This window comes from Pelomonas margarita, from assembly GCF_043555875.1.
GTDB lineage: Bacteria > Pseudomonadota > Gammaproteobacteria > Burkholderiales > Burkholderiaceae_C > Pelomonas > Pelomonas margarita.
On record NZ_JBIGHW010000002.1, the window covers coordinates 465,310 to 485,290 of the forward strand.

Consider the following 19,981-nt stretch of genomic DNA (forward strand, 5'->3'; position numbering starts at 1 on the left):
GGCCGGGCTGCGGCGGGCACTTCTTGCGGGGGAATCTTGCCCGGCGCAGGCCCTAGACTCGCGGCCCATGAATTCTGCGCACTCCCTCGCGTTCATCGGTGGCGGCAACATGGCCGGCGCCATCCTTGGCGGCCTGCTGCGCGCCGGCCAGGTGAAGGCGGCCGACGTCCTCGTGGTCGAACCCCACGCGCCGCAGCGCGACAAGCTGCGTGCCGACTTCGGCATCGAGGCGCTGGCCGCTGGCGACGCAGTGCTGGCCGGTGTCGCGACCGTGGTGTGGGCCGTCAAGCCGCAGCTGTTCACGGCGGCGGCCGAGCCGCTGCAGGCCTGGCTGGGAGGGGCGCTGCACCTGTCGGTGATGGCGGGCATCCCGTCGCAGGCCCTCGTGCGGATGACCGGCAGCGAGCGCGTGGTGCGCAGCATGCCCAACACGCCGGCGCTGATCGGCCAGGGCATCGCCGGGCTCTATGCGCGGCCGGCGGTGTCGGCCGTCGAGCGCGCCGCCGTCGAGCACCTGCTCAGGCCCACGGGGCAAACGCTGTGGGTGGAGCGCGAGGACGATCTGGATGCCGTGACGGCGCTGTCGGGCTCGGGCCCGGCGTATTTCTTCTTCTTCGTCGAGGCCATGATGGCTGCGGCGGTTGACATGGGCCTGAGCGCCGAGCAGGGCCGGCGCCTCGCACTGGCCACCTGCCAGGGTGCGGCGGCGCTGGGGCTGGTGTCGCCCGAGTCGCCCACCACGTTGCGCGAGCGCGTGACGAGCAAGGGCGGCACCACGCATGCCGCCATCACGGCGCTGCAGGCCGACGGCGTGGACGCGGCGATCCGCCGCGCGGTGATCGCCGCGCAGCAGCGTGCCGCCGAGCTGGGCCGGGAGTTCGGCTGAAGCGTCCATGGGCATTGCCACCCGAGACAGCCTGCGCGACTGGCTGCGCGCGCCGGGCTCGCTGAGCCGGCGCCTGGCGCGGCTGGGCGAGCGCTTCAGCGTGCAGGTGCTGCGCCAGCGCGTGGCGCCGTTCCGGGCGCTGGAGCGCGCGGCGCTGGGCCTGCCGCCGCGCGGGCTCACGGTGGTGCGCGAGGTCATCCTGCGCGTGGACGACCGGCCGCTGGTGTGGGCCCGCTCCGCGCTGCACCAGCGTGCCACCACGGGGCCGTGGCGGGCGGTGAAGGGGCTGGGCGCCCGGCCGCTGGCCCACCTGCTGTACGACGACGACCGCATCCGCCGCAGCGAGCTGCAGCCGCGCCGGCTCTCGCGCCACGGCCACACGCGCCGGCACGCCGCGCGCCAGTGGCAGGCCGCCACGGGCGAGGCCATGCCGGCTCAGATGCTGTGGTCGCGCCACTCCGTGTTCAGCCGCAGCGGCGCGCAGTTGCGCGTGATGGAGCTGTTCGCGCCCGAGCTGCGGCGGCACCGACCCGGGCGTTAGCCCGCAGGCGCCTAGCTGTCGGCAGCCTGACGCGTGATCGAGGGCGGTGTTTCCACCCGGTCATATATGCGCGACCGTGTCGTGAACACCCATAAAATCTGCCCCTGCAGAGGGGCGTTAGACGACCTGCCGCGACCGCGCAAAGGCAGGCTAAGAACAGTTGGGACAACACATGAAGACCCGTGATGTGGCGATCTTCACCGGCGAGCGTTTCATGGTGCCGCAGTGCATCCAGCGCATCGATCACCTTTCCACCCATGGCTGGCAGCTGCGCTACGGCGGCACCAAGCTGTACTCCGATCACAGCCAGGACGGCAGCGGCGCAAAGAAGGCGCTGGCGCTGGCCACCAAGGAATTGCTCAAGCGCATCGCGACGCTGCCGGCGCCGTCGCGCCTGCGCCGCACGCCCAGCCGCAAGAAGCAGAGCGACCTGCCGTCGGGCATCTCCGGCCCCATCGTTCGCCAGCGCGCGGGCAGTCGTGTCCGTGATTGCAGCTTCGCGGTAACCCTGCCCCGCTTCGGCGACACGCCGCTGGCGCGCAGCGTCTACATCGGCACCGAGAACACCTACACCATCGAGCGCTACCAGGAGGCGCTGGCGCGCGCCGTCGTGCTGCGCGAGAAGGCCGAGGAGGCCTACCAGCGCGCCGCGACCAAGGAGCGCCGCGCCCAGGCCAAGGTGCTGAAGCTGGAGATGGCGGGCCTGCTCGGCAAGTGAACCCAGGGGCCGGGCGATGAAACCGGCTTGAACCTCATGGCGGCGCGGCCGCGCCCACAATGCGCGACCGGTCCGCGCCTCCGCCCGGGCCACAGCTTCATCGCCGCTCGCCATGACTGAACTTCAAGAATCCTTCCGCTGGGGCGTCATCGGCCCCGGCGGTATCGCCAACCGTTTTGCCGGCGCGCTGGCCGGCGTGCCCGGTGCGCGGCTGGCGGCGGTGTTCGCGCGCGATGCTGCCAAGGGCCAGGCCTACGCAGAGCAGTGGCGTGGCGACGGCGCACCTGCGCGCGTGAAGACGGTGCTGGCCGACCTGCTGGCCGACGGTGAGGTGGACGCGGTCTACATCGCCACGCCGCACTCCCACCACGGCGAGTACATCCGCGCCGCGCTGCTGGCCGGCAAACCGGTGCTGTGCGAGAAGCCGCTGGTCACGTCGCTGGAGGAAGGCCAGGCGCTGATAGCCCTGGCCCGCGAGCGCGGCGTGTTCCTGATGGAGGCGGTGTGGACGCGCTTCCTGCCGGCCTACGAGCTGGCCGGCAGGCTGCTGCGTGAGGGCGCCATCGGCGAGCTGCGCGCGATGGCGTCCACCTTCTGCTTCACAGGCCCCGAGGACCTGACGCACCGCTGCTGGAACCCGGCACTGGCCGGCGGGGCGCTGTGGGACATCGGCATCTACAACCTCGTCGTCACGCGCTGGGTGCTGCAGCAGATGAACGGCGGCGTGTGCCCCGAGCCCGAGCGCATCGAGGTGGCCGCCACGCTGGCGCCCACCGGCGTGGATGCCTCCGTCACGGCCACCTTCCACTTCCCCGGCGGCGTCACGTCGCAGTTCCGCTGCGGTTTCGACGCGTCGGCGATGAACGCCTTCGAGGCGATGGGCGCCAAGGCCGCGCTGCGCTTCCCGATGGACTTCTGGGGTTCGGAGGCGGTGGAGTTGGTCACGCGCAAGGTGCCGGTGCAGCGCTTCGCCGCGCCGCATGCCGTCAATGGCTTCGAGGGCGAGATCGCCGAGGCGCAGGCCTGTATCCGCGCCGGCCTGCTGGAGAGCCCGCGCATGCCGCACAGCGAGACGCTGGGCCTGCTGCGCTGGAGCGACGCGATCCGCGAGCGCCTGCCCGGAGGCGTGAACAAGAAGGGCTAGCGCGCGACCCAGATGCGGTTGTCCCGCGCCGGGTGGCGGCGGGGTGACAGCGCCACACCGCCCTCTCCGCTCCAGGCGCCCTGCGCGCGCGCAGTGGCGGACGACACGCCCGGCAGCACTGGGCAACTGCCCGTGTCCGCATGGCCCAGCGCCGAGGCGAGCAGGGATTCGCCGGTGTCGCCCAGGGCCCGGCTGAAGTCGTCGGCCACGTTGCAGCCCTTCACGAAGCGGGTGCCCGTGGTGCCGCTGGCGGTGGGCTCGAAGCCGTCGGCGTAGTCGCCGAAGCCCTGCGCGTTGACGCCGGTGAACTCGATGGGGAAGTAGCTGATGCCGCAGTTGTCCTTGGCCGCGAAGCCATAGGGCTTGCCGCAGGTCTTGCCGCCGATCAGCACCACCTCCACGCCCACGCCGCGCAGGCCGTTGATGACGGCCTCGCTGGCCGAGCAGGTGCCCGACTGCGCCAGCACGTAGACCCGGCTGAGGTTGAGTGCGGGCAGTGGCTGCTCCTGCGTGCAGCGGTTGCCCACCAGCAGGCAGGAGGTGCCGTAGAACGGCGTGGTGCGGTTGTCGGCGCTGCGTCGCGCGTTGTAGCGCAGCGTCTCGAAGGCCTGGCTGCCGGTGCGGGCCGTGCCCGCGATCATGTAGGCCAGCTCGCTGGCGAGGTAGAGGTAGCCGCCGCCGTTGTAGCGCAGGTCCAGCACCAGCTCGCTCACGCCCTGCTGCTGGAAGCTGCGCATCGCGTCGATCAGTGGCTGCTCGGCCGAGGCGATGTGGTCGTGGAACACCAGGTAGCCGGCGCGTTTGCCCTGCGGCGTGCTCAGCACGCGGGCCTGGGGCACCGGGGTCTTGGTGATGATGGCGCTGGTCAGGCTGCGGGTCAGCGTGCCGCTGCCGGTGCGGCTGAACACGAAGCTGTGCGCGGCGTTGGCGGCCTCGGGGTACATCGCCGCGTTCAGGCCGTCCACGCCCGCTTCGCTGGACACGTCGGCGCTGTAGTTGTCGGCGCTGACAAGCTCGTCGCCACGCATCACGCCGGCCCGCTCGGCCGGGCTGCCTGGCTCGACATAGGCCACGCGGATCTGCCGCGGCGGCGTGGTGCTGGCCAGCCGCCACTCGATGCCGTAGCCCGCCTCCTGGCCGCTGCTGCTCAGCGCATTCCACTTGTCGGTGGGGTAGGTGAAGCTGAAGCGGTCGCGCCGCTGGCCGGTGTCGGTGAGCTGCTGGGTCTTGAGGGCCTCGAAGTAGTTGTCGATCGCGGCATAGGCGTCGCTGCCGCTGTAGGCCGAGGCGGACGGGTCGACCGTGGGCACCTCGTCGCGCCACAGGTAGGCCTCGTCAACGTAGGCGCGCAGCCATTTCTTCTCGGTGTCCAGCGTCGTCGAGCGCAGCCCGGCCGCGGCCAACGTGTTGTTGGCGGCGCACTGCTGCGCGAAGCTGGATGAGGGCCCCTGCGGTCCGGTGGCCGTGTTGCTGCCAGATCCGCCGGACGAACTGGAGCCACCGGTTGAGCCGCCCGAGGTCGACGTGCCGCTGCCGCCCCCGCCGCCCCCGCAGCCGGCCAGCGCCAGGCTCAGCAGCAAGGCCAGTGACAGTGGCGCGCGCAACACATCGGACATCGGTTCACTCCCCGGAAAGATGGCGGGCAATGTACGTGGCGGCCGGCGGCGGCGGCGCTCGCCGCGCTGCGCGATCACGGGTGACTTTTCACCTCCCGGCTTTCTCTGGGCGCAAGGAGTCGTCGCCACCCGGCGGCGGGTCTCGACCCGCCCTACGCGCCGTGCCGGCGAACACCGCGAGGCCTCGCCTTCTCGGGGAGGAGGTCTGCCGGGTGCGATGGGTCGCCGCCGCCCTACCGCAGCGCCAGGTCCAGCACCGTGCCGGCGAACACCGCGAAGCCCAGCCAGTGGTTGGCGCGGAAGGCGCGGAAGCAGTCGTCGCGGCCGCGGTGGCGGATCAGCGTGTAGTGCCACAGCGCCTGCGCGGCCGCCACGGCCATGCCGGCCAGGAACCACGCGCCCAGCCCCAGGCGCAGGCCCAGCCAGGTCCACAGCCCGAGGAAGGCGGCGTAGAAGCCCATGATGCCGGCCACGTCCCAGCGACCCAGCGCGACGGCCGATGAGCGCACACCGATCTTCAGGTCGTCGTCGCGGTCCACCATCGCGTACTCGGTGTCATAGGCCAGCACCCAGAACAGGTTGGCCACCAGCAGCGCCCATGCCGACAGCGGCACCGAGCGCAGGTGCCACTCCATGCCGCCCAGCGCGGCGGCGAACGCCATCGGGATGCCGAACGAGAACGCGACGCCCAGCACTGCCTGTGGCATGGCCAGCACGCGCTTGGCGAATGGGTAGGCGATGGCCACGGCCAGCGCGCCGAAGCTCAGCAGGATGGCCGGCGGGTTGGTCGTCAGCACCAGGCCGAAGGACACCAGCGCCAGCGCCGCACCCAGCGCCAGCGCGGCCTTCACCGACACCGCGCCGGTGGTCACCGGCCGCTGGGCCGTGCGCTTCACGTGGCGGTCGAAATCGCGGTCGGCCACGTCGTTCACGCAGCAGCCGGCCGAGCGCATCAGCACGGTGCCCAGCGTGAAGACCAGCAGCAGGTGCCAGCCCGGCCAGCCGTCCGCGGCGATCCACAGCGCCGCCAGCGTGGGCCACAGCAGCAGCAGCCAGCCGGCCGGGCGGTCCCAGCGGATGAGCTGCAGGTAGAGCGCAAGCCGGCCCGGGGGCGCGGCGAGGGGAGCGGTGGACGTCATGCACGGCATTTTCGCGCTGCGCTTCGGGGCGCCTCCATCAGTGCGCAGCGCCGCCCGCCAGGGCCTGTGCCCGCCGCAACGCATCCGCCACGATCCGCGCCGCCGTCTCGCCCAGCGCGGGCGTGTGGTCGGCCATCACCTGCATGCGCAGCCGCGCGCTGTTCAGCGACACGGCGGGGTACTCCACCAGGTTGGCCAGCAGCCCGGCCTGGCTCATCTCGCGGCAGGCCAGGCGGGCCAGTGCGTCGTCGCCCAGCAGCACCGGCACGATGGGCGACGGCTGGCCCAGCACCGTGATGCCCTGCGCTGTCAGCGCGGCGCGCAGGCCCAGGATTGCGTGCATCAGTCGGTCGCGGCGCTGCTGGCCCTCGGCGGAGCGCACTACGGCCAGGCAGGCGCGCACGATGGCCACCTGCACCGGTGACAGCGCGTTGGAGAAGGTATTGGGCGAGGCGTAGAAGCGCAGGTACTCCTTGATCGCGCGGTCGTGGCAGGCCACGAAGCCGCCGTTGGACGCGAAGGTCTTGGAGAACGAGCCCATCACCAGGTCCACCTCGCCCAGCATCTGCTGCAGCCCCAGCTGCCCGGTGCCGTCCGGGCCCAGGCAGCCCAGGTCGTGCGCCACGTCCACCATCAGCAGCGCACCGTGCTCACGCGCCAGCGCCTGCAGGCGCTTCAGGTCGGGCGAGTCGGCGTCCATCGAGAAGCAGCCCTCGGTGACGAGCAGGATGCCGTTGTGCGGGTCGCGCTGGCGCACACGCTGCAGCACCCGCGCGGCGTGCGCCATGTCGAGGTGCCGGTGCAGGTGGAGATTGGGCGTGGCCGCGCGGGCGCCTTCGTGCAGGCAGTTGTGGGCCAGCTGGTCCATGACGACGTGGTCGGTCTCGCGCACCAAGCCCTTGATGGCACCGAAGCCGGCCGCCCAGCCGGTGGGGAACAGCAGCACCTCGGGCATGCGCAGCAGCGCGCCCAGCTCGGCTTCCAGCGCGAGGGCCTCCTCCACATTGCCAGCCAGCGCGGTGGAGCCGGCGCTGTGCACGCCGTAGCGCGCCATGGCCTGCTGCGCGGCCGCGCAGACGGCGGGGTGGCGGGCCAGCGACAGGTACTCCTGCGACGAGTAGTTCAGGCCCGCATGGCGCTGGCCGTCCAGCAGCATCAGCTCGGCGGTGGCGCCGGGCCGCCCGCCCAGTCGCTTGGCGTAGGGGAATACACCGTGCTTCACGCGCGTGCTGGCCCAGTCGTGGAAAGCCCGGGCCTTGGCGGTCAGGTCGGCGCCCGGCCGCAGCAGGTAGTCGAAGGACGAGCCTTGCAGCGCGGCCGGGTCGGCCTGTGTGGGCGTTGCCGTCTCGGCGGCGGGCATGTCCAGCAATTCATCCATGGCAGCTCCCTGATCGACCTCGGTCGGTGTTGACGGGAGCGCACTGTGCGCAGCGCGGGGCCGCTTGCCATCCGCACTTCTGTCGAATCTTGGGTGGTCGTCAGTCCAGCGCCACGACGCGGTCGCCCGGCTGCGGCCGGCAGCCCTCGGTCAGCGGCGGGCCGCCTTCGCGCTGCAGCACGCCGGCCGGGCCGTGGCAGAACTCCAGCCGCCGGGCGCCGGGCCAGCGCTGCAGCGCGAAGGCCTCCAGGCTGTCGGGCAGGCTGGTCTGCACGAGGCCGGCCTGCAGCAGCGCGTCCGGGTGATCGTGGAAGCGCACCCAGGGCACGAATCGGCCCGCCAGCATCAGCCACGGCGACACGGGCACCGGCTGCGGCGCATAGCCCTCGCGCTGCAGCCAGGCCTGCGCCTCGGTGCGCGTGGCGCTGCCGGCGATGGCGGCGGCCAGCAACTCGGCCACCCACTGGTTGCAGTTCTGGTATTCGGTGCTGAACGGGTAGGCATTGGCGCTGTAGCGCGCGTTCAGCAGCGCCAGCGCGCGCGGCCGGTCCAGCGTGGCGGCGGCCAGCGCGGCGCCGGCCTCGGGCGGCAGCAGCAGCACGCTGAGGTAGCCGACGTTGGGATCGTCGCTGCCGGTCACGAAGCCGGCCAGGCCCTGGTCGAACAGGCGCGGCTGGCCCTCGGCGCAGGCGTAGTAGAGCTGGCGCACGGCCCAGGGGGTGTCCAGCCCGTCGGCCAGCGCGACGGCGGCATGCGAGTAGCGCAGGCCCAGGCGCGACAGGTCGGTGCCGGAGCGGGCGACCAGCGCGGCCGGCGCGCCCGACGCGGCCAACGCCTCGCGCACCACGGCCGTGAAGCGCAGCAGCCGGTCCTGCTGCGTGGCGTTGACGGCCACCGGGCGGTCACAGCCCTGTGGCAGCACCGAGCCGGCCTGTGCGGCGCCTGCAGTGGCTAGCGCCACCAGCAGTGCCGGCAGCAGACGGCCCATCAGGGCGTTACGACGCGCGCGGCCAACTCGCGGGCCCAGGCGTCTTCCAGCACCAGGAAGAAGGCGCGTCCGGTGTCGGCATGCGCGAATGCGACGCCGTAGGTCTGCGGCGTGGCCTGCACCTCGTCGCCCACCTGCACAGCGCGGGTGGCCAGCGCCTGCTGGGGCAGCGTCAGCTCTACGGTGGTGGCACCTTCGCGGGCCAGCGTCAGCCGCAGGCGGCCGGCGTCGGCCTGGGCCACGTCGGTGACACGGTAGCGGCCCTCGGCGCGCTTCTCGCCGCCGGTGCTGCTGCCGGACGAGGCTTTCATCGAGTCGGAAACGCTGCCCGACGAGGCCGAGCCTGCGCCGGCGGCGGAGGACGCGAACGAGGTGGCCTGGGCGGCGCTGGTGGCCAGCGCCAGGGCGGCGAGCAGGGAGAGGAGGCGAGTGGCTTGCATGGGGGGGTGAGGGCAAAGCGATGGATGGGCAACGATAACGCGCCGGCGTGGCGGGGCGTTGTCACCCAGCGCAGTTACTTGGCGGGCGCCGGCGGCGGGCGCAGCGCGGCGGGCAGGGGTGTGGCCGGCCCGCCCAGTGCGGCGCCGCGCGCGGCGGCGGCGCTGCGCAGCGCCGCCAGGCGTTCGGCGGTGTCCGGGTGGCTGCTGAGCCAGGCCGTGCCGGCCGGCGCATCGCGCTGCGGCAGCGTGGTGAACAGGGCCCCGATGCCGCCGGCGTGGCCGTACAGCGCCAGGCTCGCGGCCAACGCCTCGGCGTCGGCCTGGCGCTCGGCGTCGCGCGAGTAGCCCAGCAGCGCCAGCTGCGCCGCACCGGTCAGCAGGCCTTGCGCGGCCTGGGCGGCGCCGTCGGGCGTGATGACCGAGAGCAGCAGCACCACGGCCAGGCCGTGGCCCAGGTTGGCGGCCACGTGGCGGTGCTTCACATGGGCGATCTCGTGGGCCAGCAGCGCGGCCAGCGCCTCCTCGCTGTCCAGCCGGCGCAGCAGGCCGTGGAACACGTGGATGCGCCCGCCCAGCGTGGCGTAGGCGTTCACCAGGTCGGACGGCTCGTCGGCCACCACTACCCGCATGCCGGGCGGCAGCGCCATGACGGCGGCCACGCGGTCGGCCAGCGCCTGCAGCGCGGCGCGGCGCTGGGCGGCCTCGGGCGTGGCGGGTGCTGGCGCGCCGAACACCCGCTGGGCCAGTGCCGCCTCGTAGGCAAACGGCAGGCGCGGCGCGAGCCAGCGCGCCGACAGCCCGGTCAGCAGCACCAGCACCGCCAACAGCGCCAGGCTGGCGGTCATCAGCCAGGCCAGCTCGCGCAGCGGGTGCTCGTCACGCTCCAGCAGGTCTTCCGGCGGCAGCCGGTTCTCCAGCCGCGGGGGCGTCATGTCGTGGGCGCGAGCGGCGCCTGCGTCAGCGCTGTGCCGAAGGCCAGCACCTCGACCGAGGGCGTCGTGGAGCCGGCGATCGTCGTGGTGTGGAAGCGCACACCGATGACCAGCGTGCTGCCCGCCGCCTCGGCCTCGGCCTTGAGGCGCAGCAGCGCCTCGCGCCGGGCGCGCTCCAGCAGCGTCTCGTAGCCGCGAAAGCGCCCGCCGAAAAAGGACCGGAAGCCCGCCACGAAGGTCTTGAAGTAGTCCGACGAGATGACCACGCCGCCGCTGACCAGCTGCGCCGACGTCGCCGCCACGCCCTCGGGCACATAGCGCGTGTTCAGCGCGACGACGTGGCGCAGCGCCTGCTCGCGCTCGCGAAGGCTTCGGTAGTGGCGCCGCTCCAGCCAGCGTCCCACGCCATAGCCCAGCGCCAGCGCGATGAGCAGCGCCCAGAGGCTGAAGGTGTCCAGCCAGAAGTTCAGGTTCATGCAGCCGCTTCCACCGTCACCGCCGAGCCGTAAGCCAGGATCTCGGCGGCGCCCATGGTGATGCTGGTGGTCACGAAGCGCACGTTCAGTACCGCGTTGGCGCCGATGGCGCGGGCCTCGGCCGTCATGCGCTCCACGGCCTCGGCGCGGGCTTCCTGCATCAGGTCGGTGTAGGCCTTGAGCTCCCCGCCGACGATGTTCTTCAGCCCGGCCAGGATGTCCTTGCCGGCATGCTTTGCGCGCACGGTGCTGCCCTGCACGATGCCCAGGTGGGCGGTGATGCGGTGGCCGGGCGCGGTTTCGAGGTTGCTGATGAGCATGGGCTGACTCCCTGTGTTGTGGGCGCGATGATGCCCGACCACCGCAGGCTGTTCAGCTCCACAAGCCCTGCCACCAGCGCCGCGCTGCAGGGAGCGCCGATGGCGCCGAGCGCGCCACGCCCAGGGCCTGCAGCCGCTCGGCCACGTCGCCCAGCCCGGTGCGCACCGCCGCCTGCATGGGCGTGAGGCCGTCGAACTCCGAGGGCAGGTCCGGCAGCGCGCCATGCTCCAGCAGGTAGAGCGCGACCTGCGGCTGGCGGGCCAGGATGGCGGCCACCAGCGGCGTGGACAGAAATTCCGGGTGCGCGTAGTTCACGTCCACGCCGGCCTGCACGTGGTACTGCACCAGCGCGAGGTCGCCCTCGCAGCCGGCGTTGAACATCTCCTTCCAGTCGCCGCCCGACATCGCTGCCCTTGCCGCGCTCAGGCCGACACGCGCACGGCCAGCCGGGCGCGCTCGATGGCGGCCAGCAGCGCTTCCTCGGAGAAGGGCTTGCCCAGCAGCTGGGTCACGCCAGCGGCGGCGGCGGCCTCGGTCTTGTCGTCGGAGGACGTGATCATCAGCACCGGCAGCGCGGCCCAGTGCGGCGTGGCGCGCACCTGGCGGGTCAGCTCGAAGCCGTCGATGCCGGGCATCTCGACGTCGGTGATCAGCACATGCGGCCGCTCGGCCGCGAGCAGGTCCAGGGCCTGCTCGCCGCTGTCGGCGAGCGCGACGCGGTAGCCCTGCCCGGCCAGCAGGCGGCTGAGCTTGACGCGCACGATCTTGGAGTCGTCGGCCACCACCACGAGCAGCTCGTCGGCGCGCAGCTCGCGAGTGGGGGCGGTTTCGGGCGGCGGGGCCTGCAAGGCCTGCTGGACGGCCAGCTCGCGCTCGGCAGCCTCGGCCTGCAGGCGGGTCTCTTCGGCGGCGCGCGCAGCCTCGGCGGCGGCGCGGGCTTCGGCAGCATCGCGCTCGATCTGCTCGCGGGCCTCGCGCGCGGCCCGCTGGGCGGCCTCGGCCGCTTCACGTTCAGCGGCTTCGCGCTCGGCTTGTTCACGCGCCAGGCTTTCGGCCAACGCAGCGGCTTCAGCTGCCTCGCGTTCCGCCTGCGCGCGGGCATCGGCCTCGGCGGCCAGGCGTGCGGCTTCGGCGGCCTCCCGCTCGGCGGCTTCGCGCTGCGCCTGTTCAGCAGCCTCGCGTTCGGCCCGGGCACGGGCTTCGGCCTCGGCCGCTGCTTGGGCGCGGGTGGCTTCGGCTTGCTCGGCGGCCTCGCGCTCGGCGCGTTCGCGGGCGGCGGCTTCCTCGGCCTGCAGGGCCTCGTGAGCCTCCTGGCGGGCGCGCTCCTGGGCCAGCCGCGCGGCCTCGGCCTCGGCGATGCGGCGGGTGATTTCTTCGGAGTCGCGCTGCGCCTCGGCCTGCTGGCGGGCCTGCTCCGCCAGGCGCCTGGCCTCGGCGGCCGCGGCAAGCGGGGCTTCGGGCGCGCCAGTGGCTGCCTCCTGCGCGGTGGCCAGCTGCGCGGCGCGGGCCGCGTGCTCGGCCTGGGCCTGCGCCAGGCGCTGGGCCTCGCGGCGTTCGGCGTCCTCGCGGGCGCGGCGCTGGCGCACGCGGCCCAGCCACAGCAGCAGCACGACAAGCACCGCAGCGGCGGCGGCCAGAATCCAGATCAACAGCTCATTCATGGTGGGAGGCTCCGGCGGACGGAGCGGTCAGCAGGCCCATGGGCGGGTTCCAACTTGGCAGCTTAACGAAGGGCGGTGACCGTCACCTTCGTCATTGAGGGATCCCGGCAGTTTTGCTCGCCGGGTTGAGCGGGGCCTGCAGCTCGAAGGCCACGCGCGCCCAGCGGCCGCGGCCGTCCAGGGCGGTCAGTGCGTGGCGGCCGGGCTGGCGCAGCGTGAGCGTCTGGGCGTGTTCGGCGGCCTCGCTGCTGGCGACGAGCTGCCCGTCCAGCAGCCAGCTCAGGCCCTGCTGCGCGCCCAGCGCCTGCAGCCGCAGCGTGACCTCGGGCCGCCCGGGCGTGGGCCGCAGCACGGTGCCGGGCTCCAGGCCCACGATGCGCAGCGCCTGCGCGCTGGGCGTGCGCGCCGCGCAGCCGGGCGCCCAGGGCAGGCGCTCGGCGGGGTGCAGCTGGGCGGCGTCCAGGAAGGGCAGCAGCAGCGTGGGCCAGCGCACCGCGTCCACGCGCTCGGCGGCGGGCGCGCAGTCGGGCCGCACGCGCTGGCCGGCCTGCGTCCACACCGCCTGCACCAGGCCGCCGGGTGTCAGACGGTCGGGCAAGGTCGGCGGCACGGCGCCGTCCAGTGTCCAGGCGGTACGCTGCTGCAGGCAGTGGCCGGGCGCGGTGGCGGCCAGCGCCGTGCCGAGCGGCCAGCAGATGGGCACGGCGCGAACGCTGTCGGGCTGGCGGCGCGGGGCCAGTTGTTGCCGGTCCGGGCCGGCGGGGCCGAGTGCGGCGGCGATGTCGCGCAGCAGCGGCGCGGCGGTGTTGGCCCCGAAGTGGCCGGGGTTGGGCGTGCCGTCGGGTCGGCCCACCCACACGCCCAGCGTGTAGCGGTCCGTCACGCCCAGCGCCCAGGCGTCGCGGAAGCCGAAGCTGGTGCCTGTCTTCCAGGCCACCCGCTGGGCGCTCTCGCGGAATGGGTTGCCGGGGCGGCCGCCACTCTCCAGGATCTCGCGCACGATAAAGGCGGCGCCGCTGCTCATCAGCGGCGTGTCCTGCACGGGTTCGGCTCGCAGCAGGCGCGGCTTGCCGGCCAGGCCGTCGCGGGCCAGCGCGGCGTAGGCGCCGACCAGTTCTTCCAGCGAGGTGCTGCCGCCGCCCAGAATGAGGCTGAGGTTGGGCGCGGCGTTGGCCGGCATGCGCAGCCGCAGGCCGGCGTGGCGCAGCCGGCCGGCGAAGCGCTCGGGCCCGAGCTGGGCCAGCAGGTCCACGGCCGGCACGTTCAGCGAGCGCGCCAAGGCCTCGGCAACGCTGACGGGGCCGGAGAAGTCGGCCTGGAAGTTGCCCGGGGCGTAGCCGCCGAAGTTCTGCGGTGCGTCGACGAGCAGGCTCTCGGAGTGGACGAGGCCGTCGTCCAGCGCCATCGCGTACAGGAAGGGCTTGAGCGTGGAGCCCGGCGAGCGCAGCGCACGCACCATGTCCACATGGGCGCCGCGTCGGTCGTCGCCGAAGTCGGCCGAGCCCACGTAGCCGCGCACCTCCATCGTGCGGTTGTCCACCACCAGCGCGGCCAGGGAGTTGGCCTCGGGCAGCGTGGGCAGGCGGTCGACCAGCAGCTGCTCCAGCCTGGCCTGCAGGCCGGCGTCCAGCGTGGTGTGGATGACGGCCACGGCCGCGCCCTCGCGGCGCGCCTGCTGGCGCAGCCGCTCGGCCGCCAGCGGCGCCAGCCAGCGGGCGCGCAGCGGCGGCGCGAACACGCGCTCCAGCTTGGCGTCGGCCACGTCCGCTGCGGCCCACACGCCGAGCGTCTGCATGCGCGTCAGCACTTTGTCGCGCGCGGCCTGCGCGGCGGCCACAGCACGGTCAGGCCGCAGCCGTGTTGGCGACTGCGGCAGCGCCACCAGCAGCGCGGCCTCGGCCTGCGAGAGTTCGGCCGCGCCCTTGCCCAGATAGGCGCGCGCGGCCGTCTCCACGCCCTGCAGCGGCCCGCCCATGGGCGCGAGGTTGAGGTAGAGCGCCAGGATCTCGGTCTTGCTGTGGTGCAGCTCCAGCTGCAGCGCGCGTGCGATCTGGCGCGCCTTGGCGCCCAGGCTGCGGCCGGCGGCGCGCTCGTCGACGAGGCGGGCCACCTGCATGGTCAGCGTGGAGCCGCCCGACACGATGCGCCCATGCCGCGCCCACTGCCAGGCGGCGCGGGCCAATGCGGCGGGATTGATGCCGGGGTGCCAGTGGAACCAGCGGTCCTCGTAGTGCAGCAGCGCCTGCAGGTACAGCGGTGAGACGGCGTCGGGCGTGGTGGGGTGGCGCTGCGCGCCGTCGTCACTGGCCCAGCTGCGCAGCGGCGTGCCGTCGGCGGCCAGCACGGTCAGCGTGGAGGTGTCGGCGGTGGGCTGGGGCAGCGGACAGGCGATGTCCAGCGCCAGCACGGCCGCCAGCACGGCGGCCAGGGCCAGCTCGGCGCGGCGCAGGCTGCTGCGGGCCACAGCAGGCGCTCAGCGCGGGCTGGACGCCGCCCGTGCCGCGCGCAGCGCCTGCAACTCGGCCTTCAGCCACGGCGCGCTGTCCACCGGCACCTGGCCGGCGCAGCGCACGCGGTAGGGCTGGCCGCTCATGCTGCTGCTGGCCGCGCCGCGCTCGATGAACTGCTCGGCGCTCGCGACGAGGCCGCGGCCGGCCATCACGTCCAGCTTCTTCAGCAGATGCGCGCGGGCCTCGGCGCCGGCATGCCAGCTGCCATTGCGGTTGAACTCGCAGCCCGAAGCCTGCAGCCGCGCCAGCAAGGCTTCGATCTCCGCACGGGCGGCTGCGGGCAGCGGAGCGGCGCTGGCAGCCTGCAGCAGCAGGGCCAGGGGCAGTGCGAGAAGGAGTGGGTGGGGGCGGCGCATGGGGCGATTCTCGGCGCGGCTGTGTTGGGCGGCCGACTGTGGCAATGGATGCTTTGGCGGGCGTTGGTGTTGGCTCGCTGCATTGCCGGGATGCGCGCCCGGCAGCGCGGTAACTTTCTTCTGCGGGGCCAGAAGAAAGTCACCAAAGAAGAGGCCCTGAACCGCACACGACCTTCACGGCGCCATCCATGGCGCGCGGAAACCTTCAGTCGTATGGCGCATCGACGCGACCCGCTTCGCTCTCGCGGCTGTCCCTGTGACGAGCCCCATGCATCGCCCCTCCACGCCGCTTAACGCCGGCTGCACGCCGGGCTCACCAGGGTGATGAAGTCAGCGTCGCTCGGGCGACGCGGGTGCGTTCGAGACCTCCGGTGCCGCATGGCGGGATCGTTGGGGTCTATTCACCTCTTGAAAGAAGGCGATCACATTTGGCTCGACATGCCTTGTCGACCTCGTCGGCTAGGTCTTGCACGAACTGTCGCCATTGGCGGGCGTGTGGTTTCTTAAGCGTGCTGGGAACTGAGCCTGAGTGCACGATCTGACCGCGAAGCTTTACGAGCTGGACGATCGCATCGGCAACCGTTGTCGCGGATCCTGCGAGGTGCTCGGGGATGATCGTTGCGGGTAACGATCCGAAAACATCCTGCACTCCAGCTAGCCTAAGCAGGGCTGCACTTTGCTTAGGGTGAGTCTATGCAACATGAAGTTACTTCAAGATTGGGGTGAACGCGATGCGCCGTAGGGATCACCTTGTTCGCTACTCGTAGGTTGGGGTGAACAAGGTGAACCCCAACGTTCCCGAAGCACGAACGCTGGGGTTCGCAAGGCTCACCCCAGCCTACGCAAACGTCGCGCCGCCCGAGCGGCGCTGACTTCAGCATCCTGGTGAGCCCGGCGTGCAGCCGGCATCAAGCGGCCTGAAGGGCCGATGAGTAGCGCTCGTCACAGGGACAGCCGCGAGAGCGCAGCGGGTCGCGTCGGGGCGCCCACCGACCGAGCGTTTTAGCGCGCTGCTGCTGGCGCCGTGATGCTCGTGTGCGGTTCAGGGCCTCTTCTTTGGTGACTTTCTTCTGGCCCCGCAGAAGAAAGTTACCGCGCCGCCGGGCGCGCATCCCGGCAATGCAGCGAGCAGGCACGCTCTCCGCAAAAACAGCCCAACCAACTCGGCGTGGAACCGATCAATACAAATCCCGCGCCGCCAGCCTCACCTCATGCAGCAACTGCCGCGCCCCCGGCGACATCAGGTGGCCCTCCCGCGTGATGATGCCGAACGCATCCATGTGGCACGGCAATTCAATCGGCAGGATGGCCAGCACATTCAGCGACGCGTAGTAGCGCGCCACTTCCACGGGCATCACGTGCAGCGAGTCGGTCTGCTGCAGCAGGGCCGTGATGAGCAGCAGCGCCGTGGTGTCCACGCAGTTGGTGGGCGGCTCCAGCGCGGCGCGCCGGAACATCAGCTCCCAGCGGTGGCGCAGCACGCTGCCGGGCGGCGGCAGGATCCAGGGCTGGTCGGCCAGGTCGGCGAGCTTGAGGTTGTCGCTCTTGAGCAGCGGGTGGCCCACGCGGGCCACGGCGCAGGCGGGCTCCACGGTGAGTTCTTCGTAGTGCAGGCCGGCGGCGCTGTCGTCCTCGAGGATGCGGCCGATCATGAAGTCCAGCGAACCGCGCTGCAGCATGCCCAGCAGCTGCTTGCTGCTCTCCATGTGCACGCCAATGCGCAGCCGTGGCGCCTGCAGCTTGATGCGCGCGATGGCCCGCGGCAGCAGGCCCATGGCGGGCGTCATGATGACACCCACCTCCACCTGGCCCGACAGGCCGTGCTTGAGCGCGACGATGTCGTCGTGCGCGGCGGACAGGCTGGTCAGCGCCATGCGGGCGTGGCGGATCATGGTCTCGCCGTAGAGCGTGGGCTCCATGCCGCGCGGGTGGCGGTCAAAGAGCTTCACGTCCAGCATGTCCTCCAGGTCTTTGAGCTGCTTGGACGCGGCGGGCTGCGTCATGCACAGCACCTCGGCGGCGCGGTGGATGTTTCGTTCGTCGTCCAGCGCGATGAGCAGCAGCAGCTGACGCGTCTTGAGCCGCGCGCGCAGGAACCAGTTGGGGTTGGGGCTGGCGTCGGTCAGTGACGCGCCGGCCTCGTCATCGTCGTCTTCACGGGCCATGGGGGTCTTCTGGGTCAGGCGAGGTTCACGCGGCCATCGTTGGCCAGGACGCTGTTGATGTCGTCGCCGGTCTCGTCCAGCTGCACCAGCGTCGCCTGGCGGGCGCCCAGTGGGTCGCGGGCCTGCAGCGCGGTCAGGATGGCCTTGTGGCGCGGCAGCGAGAGCTCGTGCGTGTTGGGCAGCTGGCTGGAGAGGATGATGGACTCGCGCAGCGCCAGCGACAGCATGTTGCCGATGTAGGCCAGCAGGTCGTTGCCGGTGGCCTCGGCAATGCGGCGGTGGAAGGCCAGGTCGGGCTCCAGCAGCTCGGCCGTGGTCTTGGCTGCGGCCATGCCTTCGTAGGCGGTGGCGATGCCGGCCAGCTGCTCGTCGGTCGCGGCCTTGGCGGCCAGCGCGGCGGCAGCGGGTTCGAAGATCTGGCGCACTTCCAGCAGCGTCTGCACGAAGTCGCGCTGGGGCTGTGCCTGGATGAGCCAGTACAGCACGTCGGGATCCAGCAGGTGCCACTCGTTGCGCGGCCGCACGATGGCGCCGGCGCGCTGGCGTGAAACCACCAGCCCCTTGGCGACGAGCACGCGAACCGCTTCGCGCAGCACGGGGCGGCTGATCTCGTAGCGCTCCAGCAGCTGGGCCTCGGGCGGCAGCTTGTCGCCGGGCTGCAGCTGGCCGCCGACGATGGCCAGGCCCAGCTCGCTGACGATGCGGCCGTGCTGGCTCTTGCCCTCGGCCGGGGCGCTGTAGGTGGAATGGTCCGCGCGGGTCTTCATCAACGGCAGGCTACCGAACAAAGACCGCATTATCGAAAGCGTGCGACGAAGCCGCCCTTGGGGGCCAGCGTCAGCGTGGCGGCCGGCGCGGCGACCTTGCCTTCGGCGAACTCGCGCGGGCCGGCGCCGTCGGTGATGAGCTGGCCTTCGCGTTGGCCGAGCCAGGCCAGGTCCAGCGTCAGCTCGCGCGGCGTGTCGTCGGCGTTGAAGCCGGCCACGAACCACTGCGTGCCGGCGCGGCGCGCGATTGCGACCCACCGGCCGGGCTCGCCGCCCAGGAAGCGCACCTCGTCCCAGGCGCGCGGCAGCTCGCGCATGAACGTCTTCACGTAGGCCGGCACGGTGGCCATGCCTTCGGGTGTCTCGGCGTAGTGCTGGATGCCGGACAGGAACAGCACGCTCTGCGCCAGCTCGAAGCCGTTGCGCGTGGCGCGCTTGATGTTCGGGATCTCGTGGAACACGACGGGCGTGAAGTCCATGGGGTCGAACAGGTTGCGCGTGAACGGCAGCATGGCGGCGTGGCCGGACACCTTGTCCTGGTCCTTCTGCTCGAAGGTGGCGAACTCGAAGCCCTTGACCGCCTCCACCGTCATCAGCTGCGGGTAGGTTCGGCTCCAGCCTCGCGGCAGCGTGGCGCCGTGGAAGTTCAACAGCAGGCCGGCGGCGGCCGTTTCCTTCAGGATGTCCACGTAGTAGGCGATGGACGAGGCGCCGTCGCCGCCGAAGAAGTCCACCTTCAGGCCCTGGATGCCGATGGCCCTCACGCGGGCGAATTCCTTGGCACGCGCGGCCTTCGTCAACAGCGCGTTCTTGGGGCTGTACTCGGTGTCGTTCCAGGCGCCCGAGGAGTTGTACCAGGCGAGAAGGCCGACGTTCTTGGTCTTGGCGTAATCGGCCAGCTCCTTCATCTTGGCGTCGCCGATCTTGCGGTCCCAGTCGGCGTCCACCAGCGTGTAGTTCCAGCCCATGTCGGCGGCGTAGTCGATGAAGCGCTTTTGCACGTCGAAGACGGTGGCGTCGTCCTTCAGGATCGCCCAGCTCCACGACGCGTGGCCGGGCTGCAGCTTGGTCTTGTCGAACGCGATGGCGGGCGCGGCGAGGTCGGTGCCCAGCGTGGACTCCATGACCGTCTTCAGCGGGCCGATGGCGAGCACGCGCCACGGCGTGGTCAGCGGTCCGTTCACGTCGGCCAGCAGGTGGCCGCCCGTGTTGACCTCGCTGGCCTCGGGCAAGCCGATGCGGTAGGTGCCGCCGGTCGAATCACTCGCCAGGCGCGAGGCGTGAAAGCGGCCGTCCATGCCGGCCTCGGTCAGCGCGACCCAGTTGGCGCCGGCGCGGAACAGTGCAGGGAAGACCCAGCCGGCGTGACTCGGCGCCTTCGTGCCGACGGCGATGTCGGCCTGGTAATGCTCCTCGTAAGACGGGTTGGTGCGCTTCCAGCCGGTCTTGGCGACGGACATGGGCTGTAGCCAGGCGCGCGCGTCTGCGGGGAAGGCGAAGCTGGTCAGCTCGTCCTTGAAGGTCTTTCGGTCCGGGCCGTCCACGGTGTAGCGCAGCGCCAGGCCGTCGTTGGCGGCGCGCAGCTGCAGCACGAACTGCCGGCCCTGGGCATTGGCGAGCAGGAAGCTCTGCTCGTTGGCAAGGGTGTCGACGCGACTTTTCTTGCCGGCGGCCAGTGTGTACTGCTCGCGGTGGGCCTTGACGGGCGAGGTGGTGACGAGCTTCAGGCCGTTCGCGAAGTCGCCCTGCTCCAGCACCAGGCCCAGGCGCGAGGCCAGCAGCACCGGCTGGCCGGCGCGCTGTACGGTGTAGACCAGCTGCTGCTGGTCGTTGATCGACACGTCGACCTGCAACTGGCCGTCGGGGCTGCTCAGGGCCTGGGCAAGGGCGGGAACAGCGAACAACAGCGAAGCGAGTGTGAGGCGCATGGTCGCGATCTCCGT

At 72.0% G+C, this 19,981-nt stretch carries 19 protein-coding genes; 4 read left to right on the forward strand and 15 right to left on the reverse strand.

What is annotated here, in order from left to right; all coding sequences use genetic code 11:
* Positions 1-67 precede the first annotated feature (67 nt).
* The 4 genes from proC (at position 68) to ACG0Z3_RS05685 (ending at position 3,289) form a co-directional block, all read left to right on the forward strand.
* Positions 68-886, forward strand: coding sequence for a pyrroline-5-carboxylate reductase (gene proC, locus ACG0Z3_RS05670; RefSeq protein WP_394396113.1), 819 nt, complete (start codon positions 68-70; stop codon positions 884-886).
* Positions 887-893: 7 nt separating this feature from the next.
* Positions 894-1,427 carry a chorismate--pyruvate lyase family protein gene (locus tag ACG0Z3_RS05675; RefSeq protein WP_394396116.1) on the forward strand — a complete coding sequence of 178 codons (534 nt, stop codon included), beginning with the start codon at positions 894-896 and terminating at the stop codon, positions 1,425-1,427.
* A 172-nt stretch (positions 1,428-1,599) separates the two neighbouring features.
* Positions 1,600-2,145 (forward strand): hypothetical protein, encoded by a 546-nt coding sequence (locus ACG0Z3_RS05680; protein WP_394396118.1) that lies wholly within the window; start codon positions 1,600-1,602, stop codon positions 2,143-2,145.
* Between the two features lie 112 nt (positions 2,146-2,257).
* Positions 2,258-3,289 carry a Gfo/Idh/MocA family protein gene (locus ACG0Z3_RS05685; protein ID WP_394396120.1) on the forward strand — a complete coding sequence of 344 codons (1,032 nt, stop codon included), beginning with the start codon at positions 2,258-2,260 and terminating at the stop codon, positions 3,287-3,289.
* Here ACG0Z3_RS05685 and ACG0Z3_RS05690 read toward each other — a convergent pair.
* The 15 genes from ACG0Z3_RS05690 to ACG0Z3_RS05760 all read right to left on the reverse strand — a co-directional run bounded on the left by ACG0Z3_RS05690 (position 3,286) and on the right by ACG0Z3_RS05760 (position 19,966).
* Positions 3,286-4,905: a S41 family peptidase gene (locus ACG0Z3_RS05690; RefSeq protein ID WP_394396123.1), complete on the reverse strand. Its 1,620-nt coding sequence runs from the start codon at positions 4,903-4,905 to the stop codon at positions 3,286-3,288. The two genes, ACG0Z3_RS05685 and ACG0Z3_RS05690, sit on opposite strands and share 4 nt — an antisense overlap.
* A 233-nt stretch (positions 4,906-5,138) precedes the next feature.
* Complete coding sequence (gene ubiA / locus ACG0Z3_RS05695) at positions 5,139-6,044, reverse strand: 4-hydroxybenzoate octaprenyltransferase (RefSeq protein ID WP_394396126.1); 906 nt, start codon at positions 6,042-6,044, stop codon at positions 5,139-5,141.
* Positions 6,045-6,081: 37 nt separating this feature from the next.
* Positions 6,082-7,422 carry an aminotransferase class I/II-fold pyridoxal phosphate-dependent enzyme gene (locus tag ACG0Z3_RS05700; protein WP_394396129.1) on the reverse strand — a complete coding sequence of 447 codons (1,341 nt, stop codon included), beginning with the start codon at positions 7,420-7,422 and terminating at the stop codon, positions 6,082-6,084.
* 100 nt (positions 7,423-7,522) lie between these two features.
* Entirely contained in the window at positions 7,523-8,410 is an 888-nt protein-coding gene (locus ACG0Z3_RS05705) for a DUF2145 domain-containing protein (protein WP_394396132.1), read from the reverse strand.
* Complete coding sequence (locus ACG0Z3_RS05710) at positions 8,410-8,850, reverse strand: hypothetical protein (RefSeq protein ID WP_394396135.1); 441 nt, start codon at positions 8,848-8,850, stop codon at positions 8,410-8,412. The genes ACG0Z3_RS05705 and ACG0Z3_RS05710 overlap by 1 nt, the downstream gene beginning before the upstream one ends.
* A gap of 74 nt (positions 8,851-8,924) precedes the next feature.
* On the reverse strand, positions 8,925-9,782 hold the full coding sequence (locus tag ACG0Z3_RS05715) for a M48 family metallopeptidase (protein ID WP_394396138.1): 858 nt from the start codon (positions 9,780-9,782) through the stop codon (positions 8,925-8,927).
* Entirely contained in the window at positions 9,779-10,258 is a 480-nt protein-coding gene (locus ACG0Z3_RS05720) for a YbjQ family protein (protein WP_394396141.1), read from the reverse strand. Before ACG0Z3_RS05720 ends, ACG0Z3_RS05715 begins: the two co-directional genes overlap by 4 nt.
* Entirely contained in the window at positions 10,255-10,578 is a 324-nt protein-coding gene (locus tag ACG0Z3_RS05725; RefSeq protein ID WP_268167485.1) for a YbjQ family protein, read from the reverse strand. Before ACG0Z3_RS05725 ends, ACG0Z3_RS05720 begins: the two co-directional genes overlap by 4 nt.
* Positions 10,579-10,630: 52 nt before the next feature.
* Positions 10,631-10,984: an ankyrin repeat domain-containing protein gene (locus ACG0Z3_RS05730; protein ID WP_394396144.1), complete on the reverse strand. Its 354-nt coding sequence runs from the start codon at positions 10,982-10,984 to the stop codon at positions 10,631-10,633.
* A gap of 17 nt (positions 10,985-11,001) precedes the next feature.
* Complete coding sequence (locus ACG0Z3_RS05735; RefSeq protein WP_394396147.1) at positions 11,002-12,240, reverse strand: response regulator; 1,239 nt, start codon at positions 12,238-12,240, stop codon at positions 11,002-11,004.
* Positions 12,241-12,331: 91 nt separating this feature from the next.
* Positions 12,332-14,704, reverse strand: coding sequence for a penicillin-binding protein 1C (pbpC, locus tag ACG0Z3_RS05740; protein WP_394396149.1), 2,373 nt, complete (start codon positions 14,702-14,704; stop codon positions 12,332-12,334).
* A 9-nt stretch (positions 14,705-14,713) separates the two neighbouring features.
* A complete protein-coding gene (locus ACG0Z3_RS05745; RefSeq protein WP_394396150.1) occupies positions 14,714-15,106 on the reverse strand; it encodes a YfeK family protein in 393 nt (130 codons plus the stop codon).
* A gap of 1,178 nt (positions 15,107-16,284) precedes the next feature.
* Complete coding sequence (locus ACG0Z3_RS05750; protein WP_268167480.1) at positions 16,285-17,271, reverse strand: LysR family transcriptional regulator; 987 nt, start codon at positions 17,269-17,271, stop codon at positions 16,285-16,287.
* Between the two features lie 14 nt (positions 17,272-17,285).
* Entirely contained in the window at positions 17,286-18,038 is a 753-nt protein-coding gene (locus tag ACG0Z3_RS05755; RefSeq protein ID WP_394396153.1) for a FadR/GntR family transcriptional regulator, read from the reverse strand.
* 29 nt (positions 18,039-18,067) lie between these two features.
* The gene (locus ACG0Z3_RS05760) at positions 18,068-19,966 is read right to left on the reverse strand and encodes a glycoside hydrolase family 97 protein (protein WP_394396154.1); all 1,899 of its coding nucleotides are present in this window, start codon (positions 19,964-19,966) and stop codon (positions 18,068-18,070) included.
* Between the last annotated feature and the right edge of the window lie 15 nt (positions 19,967-19,981).

Bases quoted from the DNA above. Each gene is read 5' to 3' on its own strand.
- ACG0Z3_RS05700 (WP_394396129.1), bottom strand. From the start codon at position 7,422: ATGGATGAATTGCTGGACATGCCCGCCGCCGAGACGGCAACGCCCACA.
- ACG0Z3_RS05705 (WP_394396132.1), bottom strand. From the start codon at position 8,410: ATGGGCCGTCTGCTGCCGGCACTGCTGGTGGCGCTAGCCACTGCAGGC.
- ACG0Z3_RS05715 (WP_394396138.1), bottom strand. From the start codon at position 9,782: ATGACGCCCCCGCGGCTGGAGAACCGGCTGCCGCCGGAAGACCTGCTG.
- ACG0Z3_RS05750 (WP_268167480.1), bottom strand. From the start codon at position 17,271: ATGGCCCGTGAAGACGACGATGACGAGGCCGGCGCGTCACTGACCGAC.
- ACG0Z3_RS05730 (WP_394396144.1), bottom strand. From the start codon at position 10,984: ATGTCGGGCGGCGACTGGAAGGAGATGTTCAACGCCGGCTGCGAGGGC.
- ACG0Z3_RS05710 (WP_394396135.1), bottom strand. From the start codon at position 8,850: ATGCAAGCCACTCGCCTCCTCTCCCTGCTCGCCGCCCTGGCGCTGGCC.
- ACG0Z3_RS05760 (WP_394396154.1), bottom strand. From the start codon at position 19,966: ATGCGCCTCACACTCGCTTCGCTGTTGTTCGCTGTTCCCGCCCTTGCC.
- ACG0Z3_RS05725 (WP_268167485.1), bottom strand. From the start codon at position 10,578: ATGCTCATCAGCAACCTCGAAACCGCGCCCGGCCACCGCATCACCGCC.
- ACG0Z3_RS05685 (WP_394396120.1), top strand. From the start codon at position 2,258: ATGACTGAACTTCAAGAATCCTTCCGCTGGGGCGTCATCGGCCCCGGC.
- proC (WP_394396113.1), top strand. From the start codon at position 68: ATGAATTCTGCGCACTCCCTCGCGTTCATCGGTGGCGGCAACATGGCC.
- ACG0Z3_RS05675 (WP_394396116.1), top strand. From the start codon at position 894: ATGGGCATTGCCACCCGAGACAGCCTGCGCGACTGGCTGCGCGCGCCG.
- ACG0Z3_RS05690 (WP_394396123.1), bottom strand. From the start codon at position 4,905: ATGTCCGATGTGTTGCGCGCGCCACTGTCACTGGCCTTGCTGCTGAGC.
- ACG0Z3_RS05735 (WP_394396147.1), bottom strand. From the start codon at position 12,240: ATGAATGAGCTGTTGATCTGGATTCTGGCCGCCGCCGCTGCGGTGCTT.
- ACG0Z3_RS05755 (WP_394396153.1), bottom strand. From the start codon at position 18,038: ATGAAGACCCGCGCGGACCATTCCACCTACAGCGCCCCGGCCGAGGGC.
- ubiA (WP_394396126.1), bottom strand. From the start codon at position 6,044: ATGACGTCCACCGCTCCCCTCGCCGCGCCCCCGGGCCGGCTTGCGCTC.
- ACG0Z3_RS05680 (WP_394396118.1), top strand. From the start codon at position 1,600: ATGAAGACCCGTGATGTGGCGATCTTCACCGGCGAGCGTTTCATGGTG.
- ACG0Z3_RS05720 (WP_394396141.1), bottom strand. From the start codon at position 10,258: ATGAACCTGAACTTCTGGCTGGACACCTTCAGCCTCTGGGCGCTGCTC.
- ACG0Z3_RS05745 (WP_394396150.1), bottom strand. From the start codon at position 15,106: ATGCGCCGCCCCCACCCACTCCTTCTCGCACTGCCCCTGGCCCTGCTG.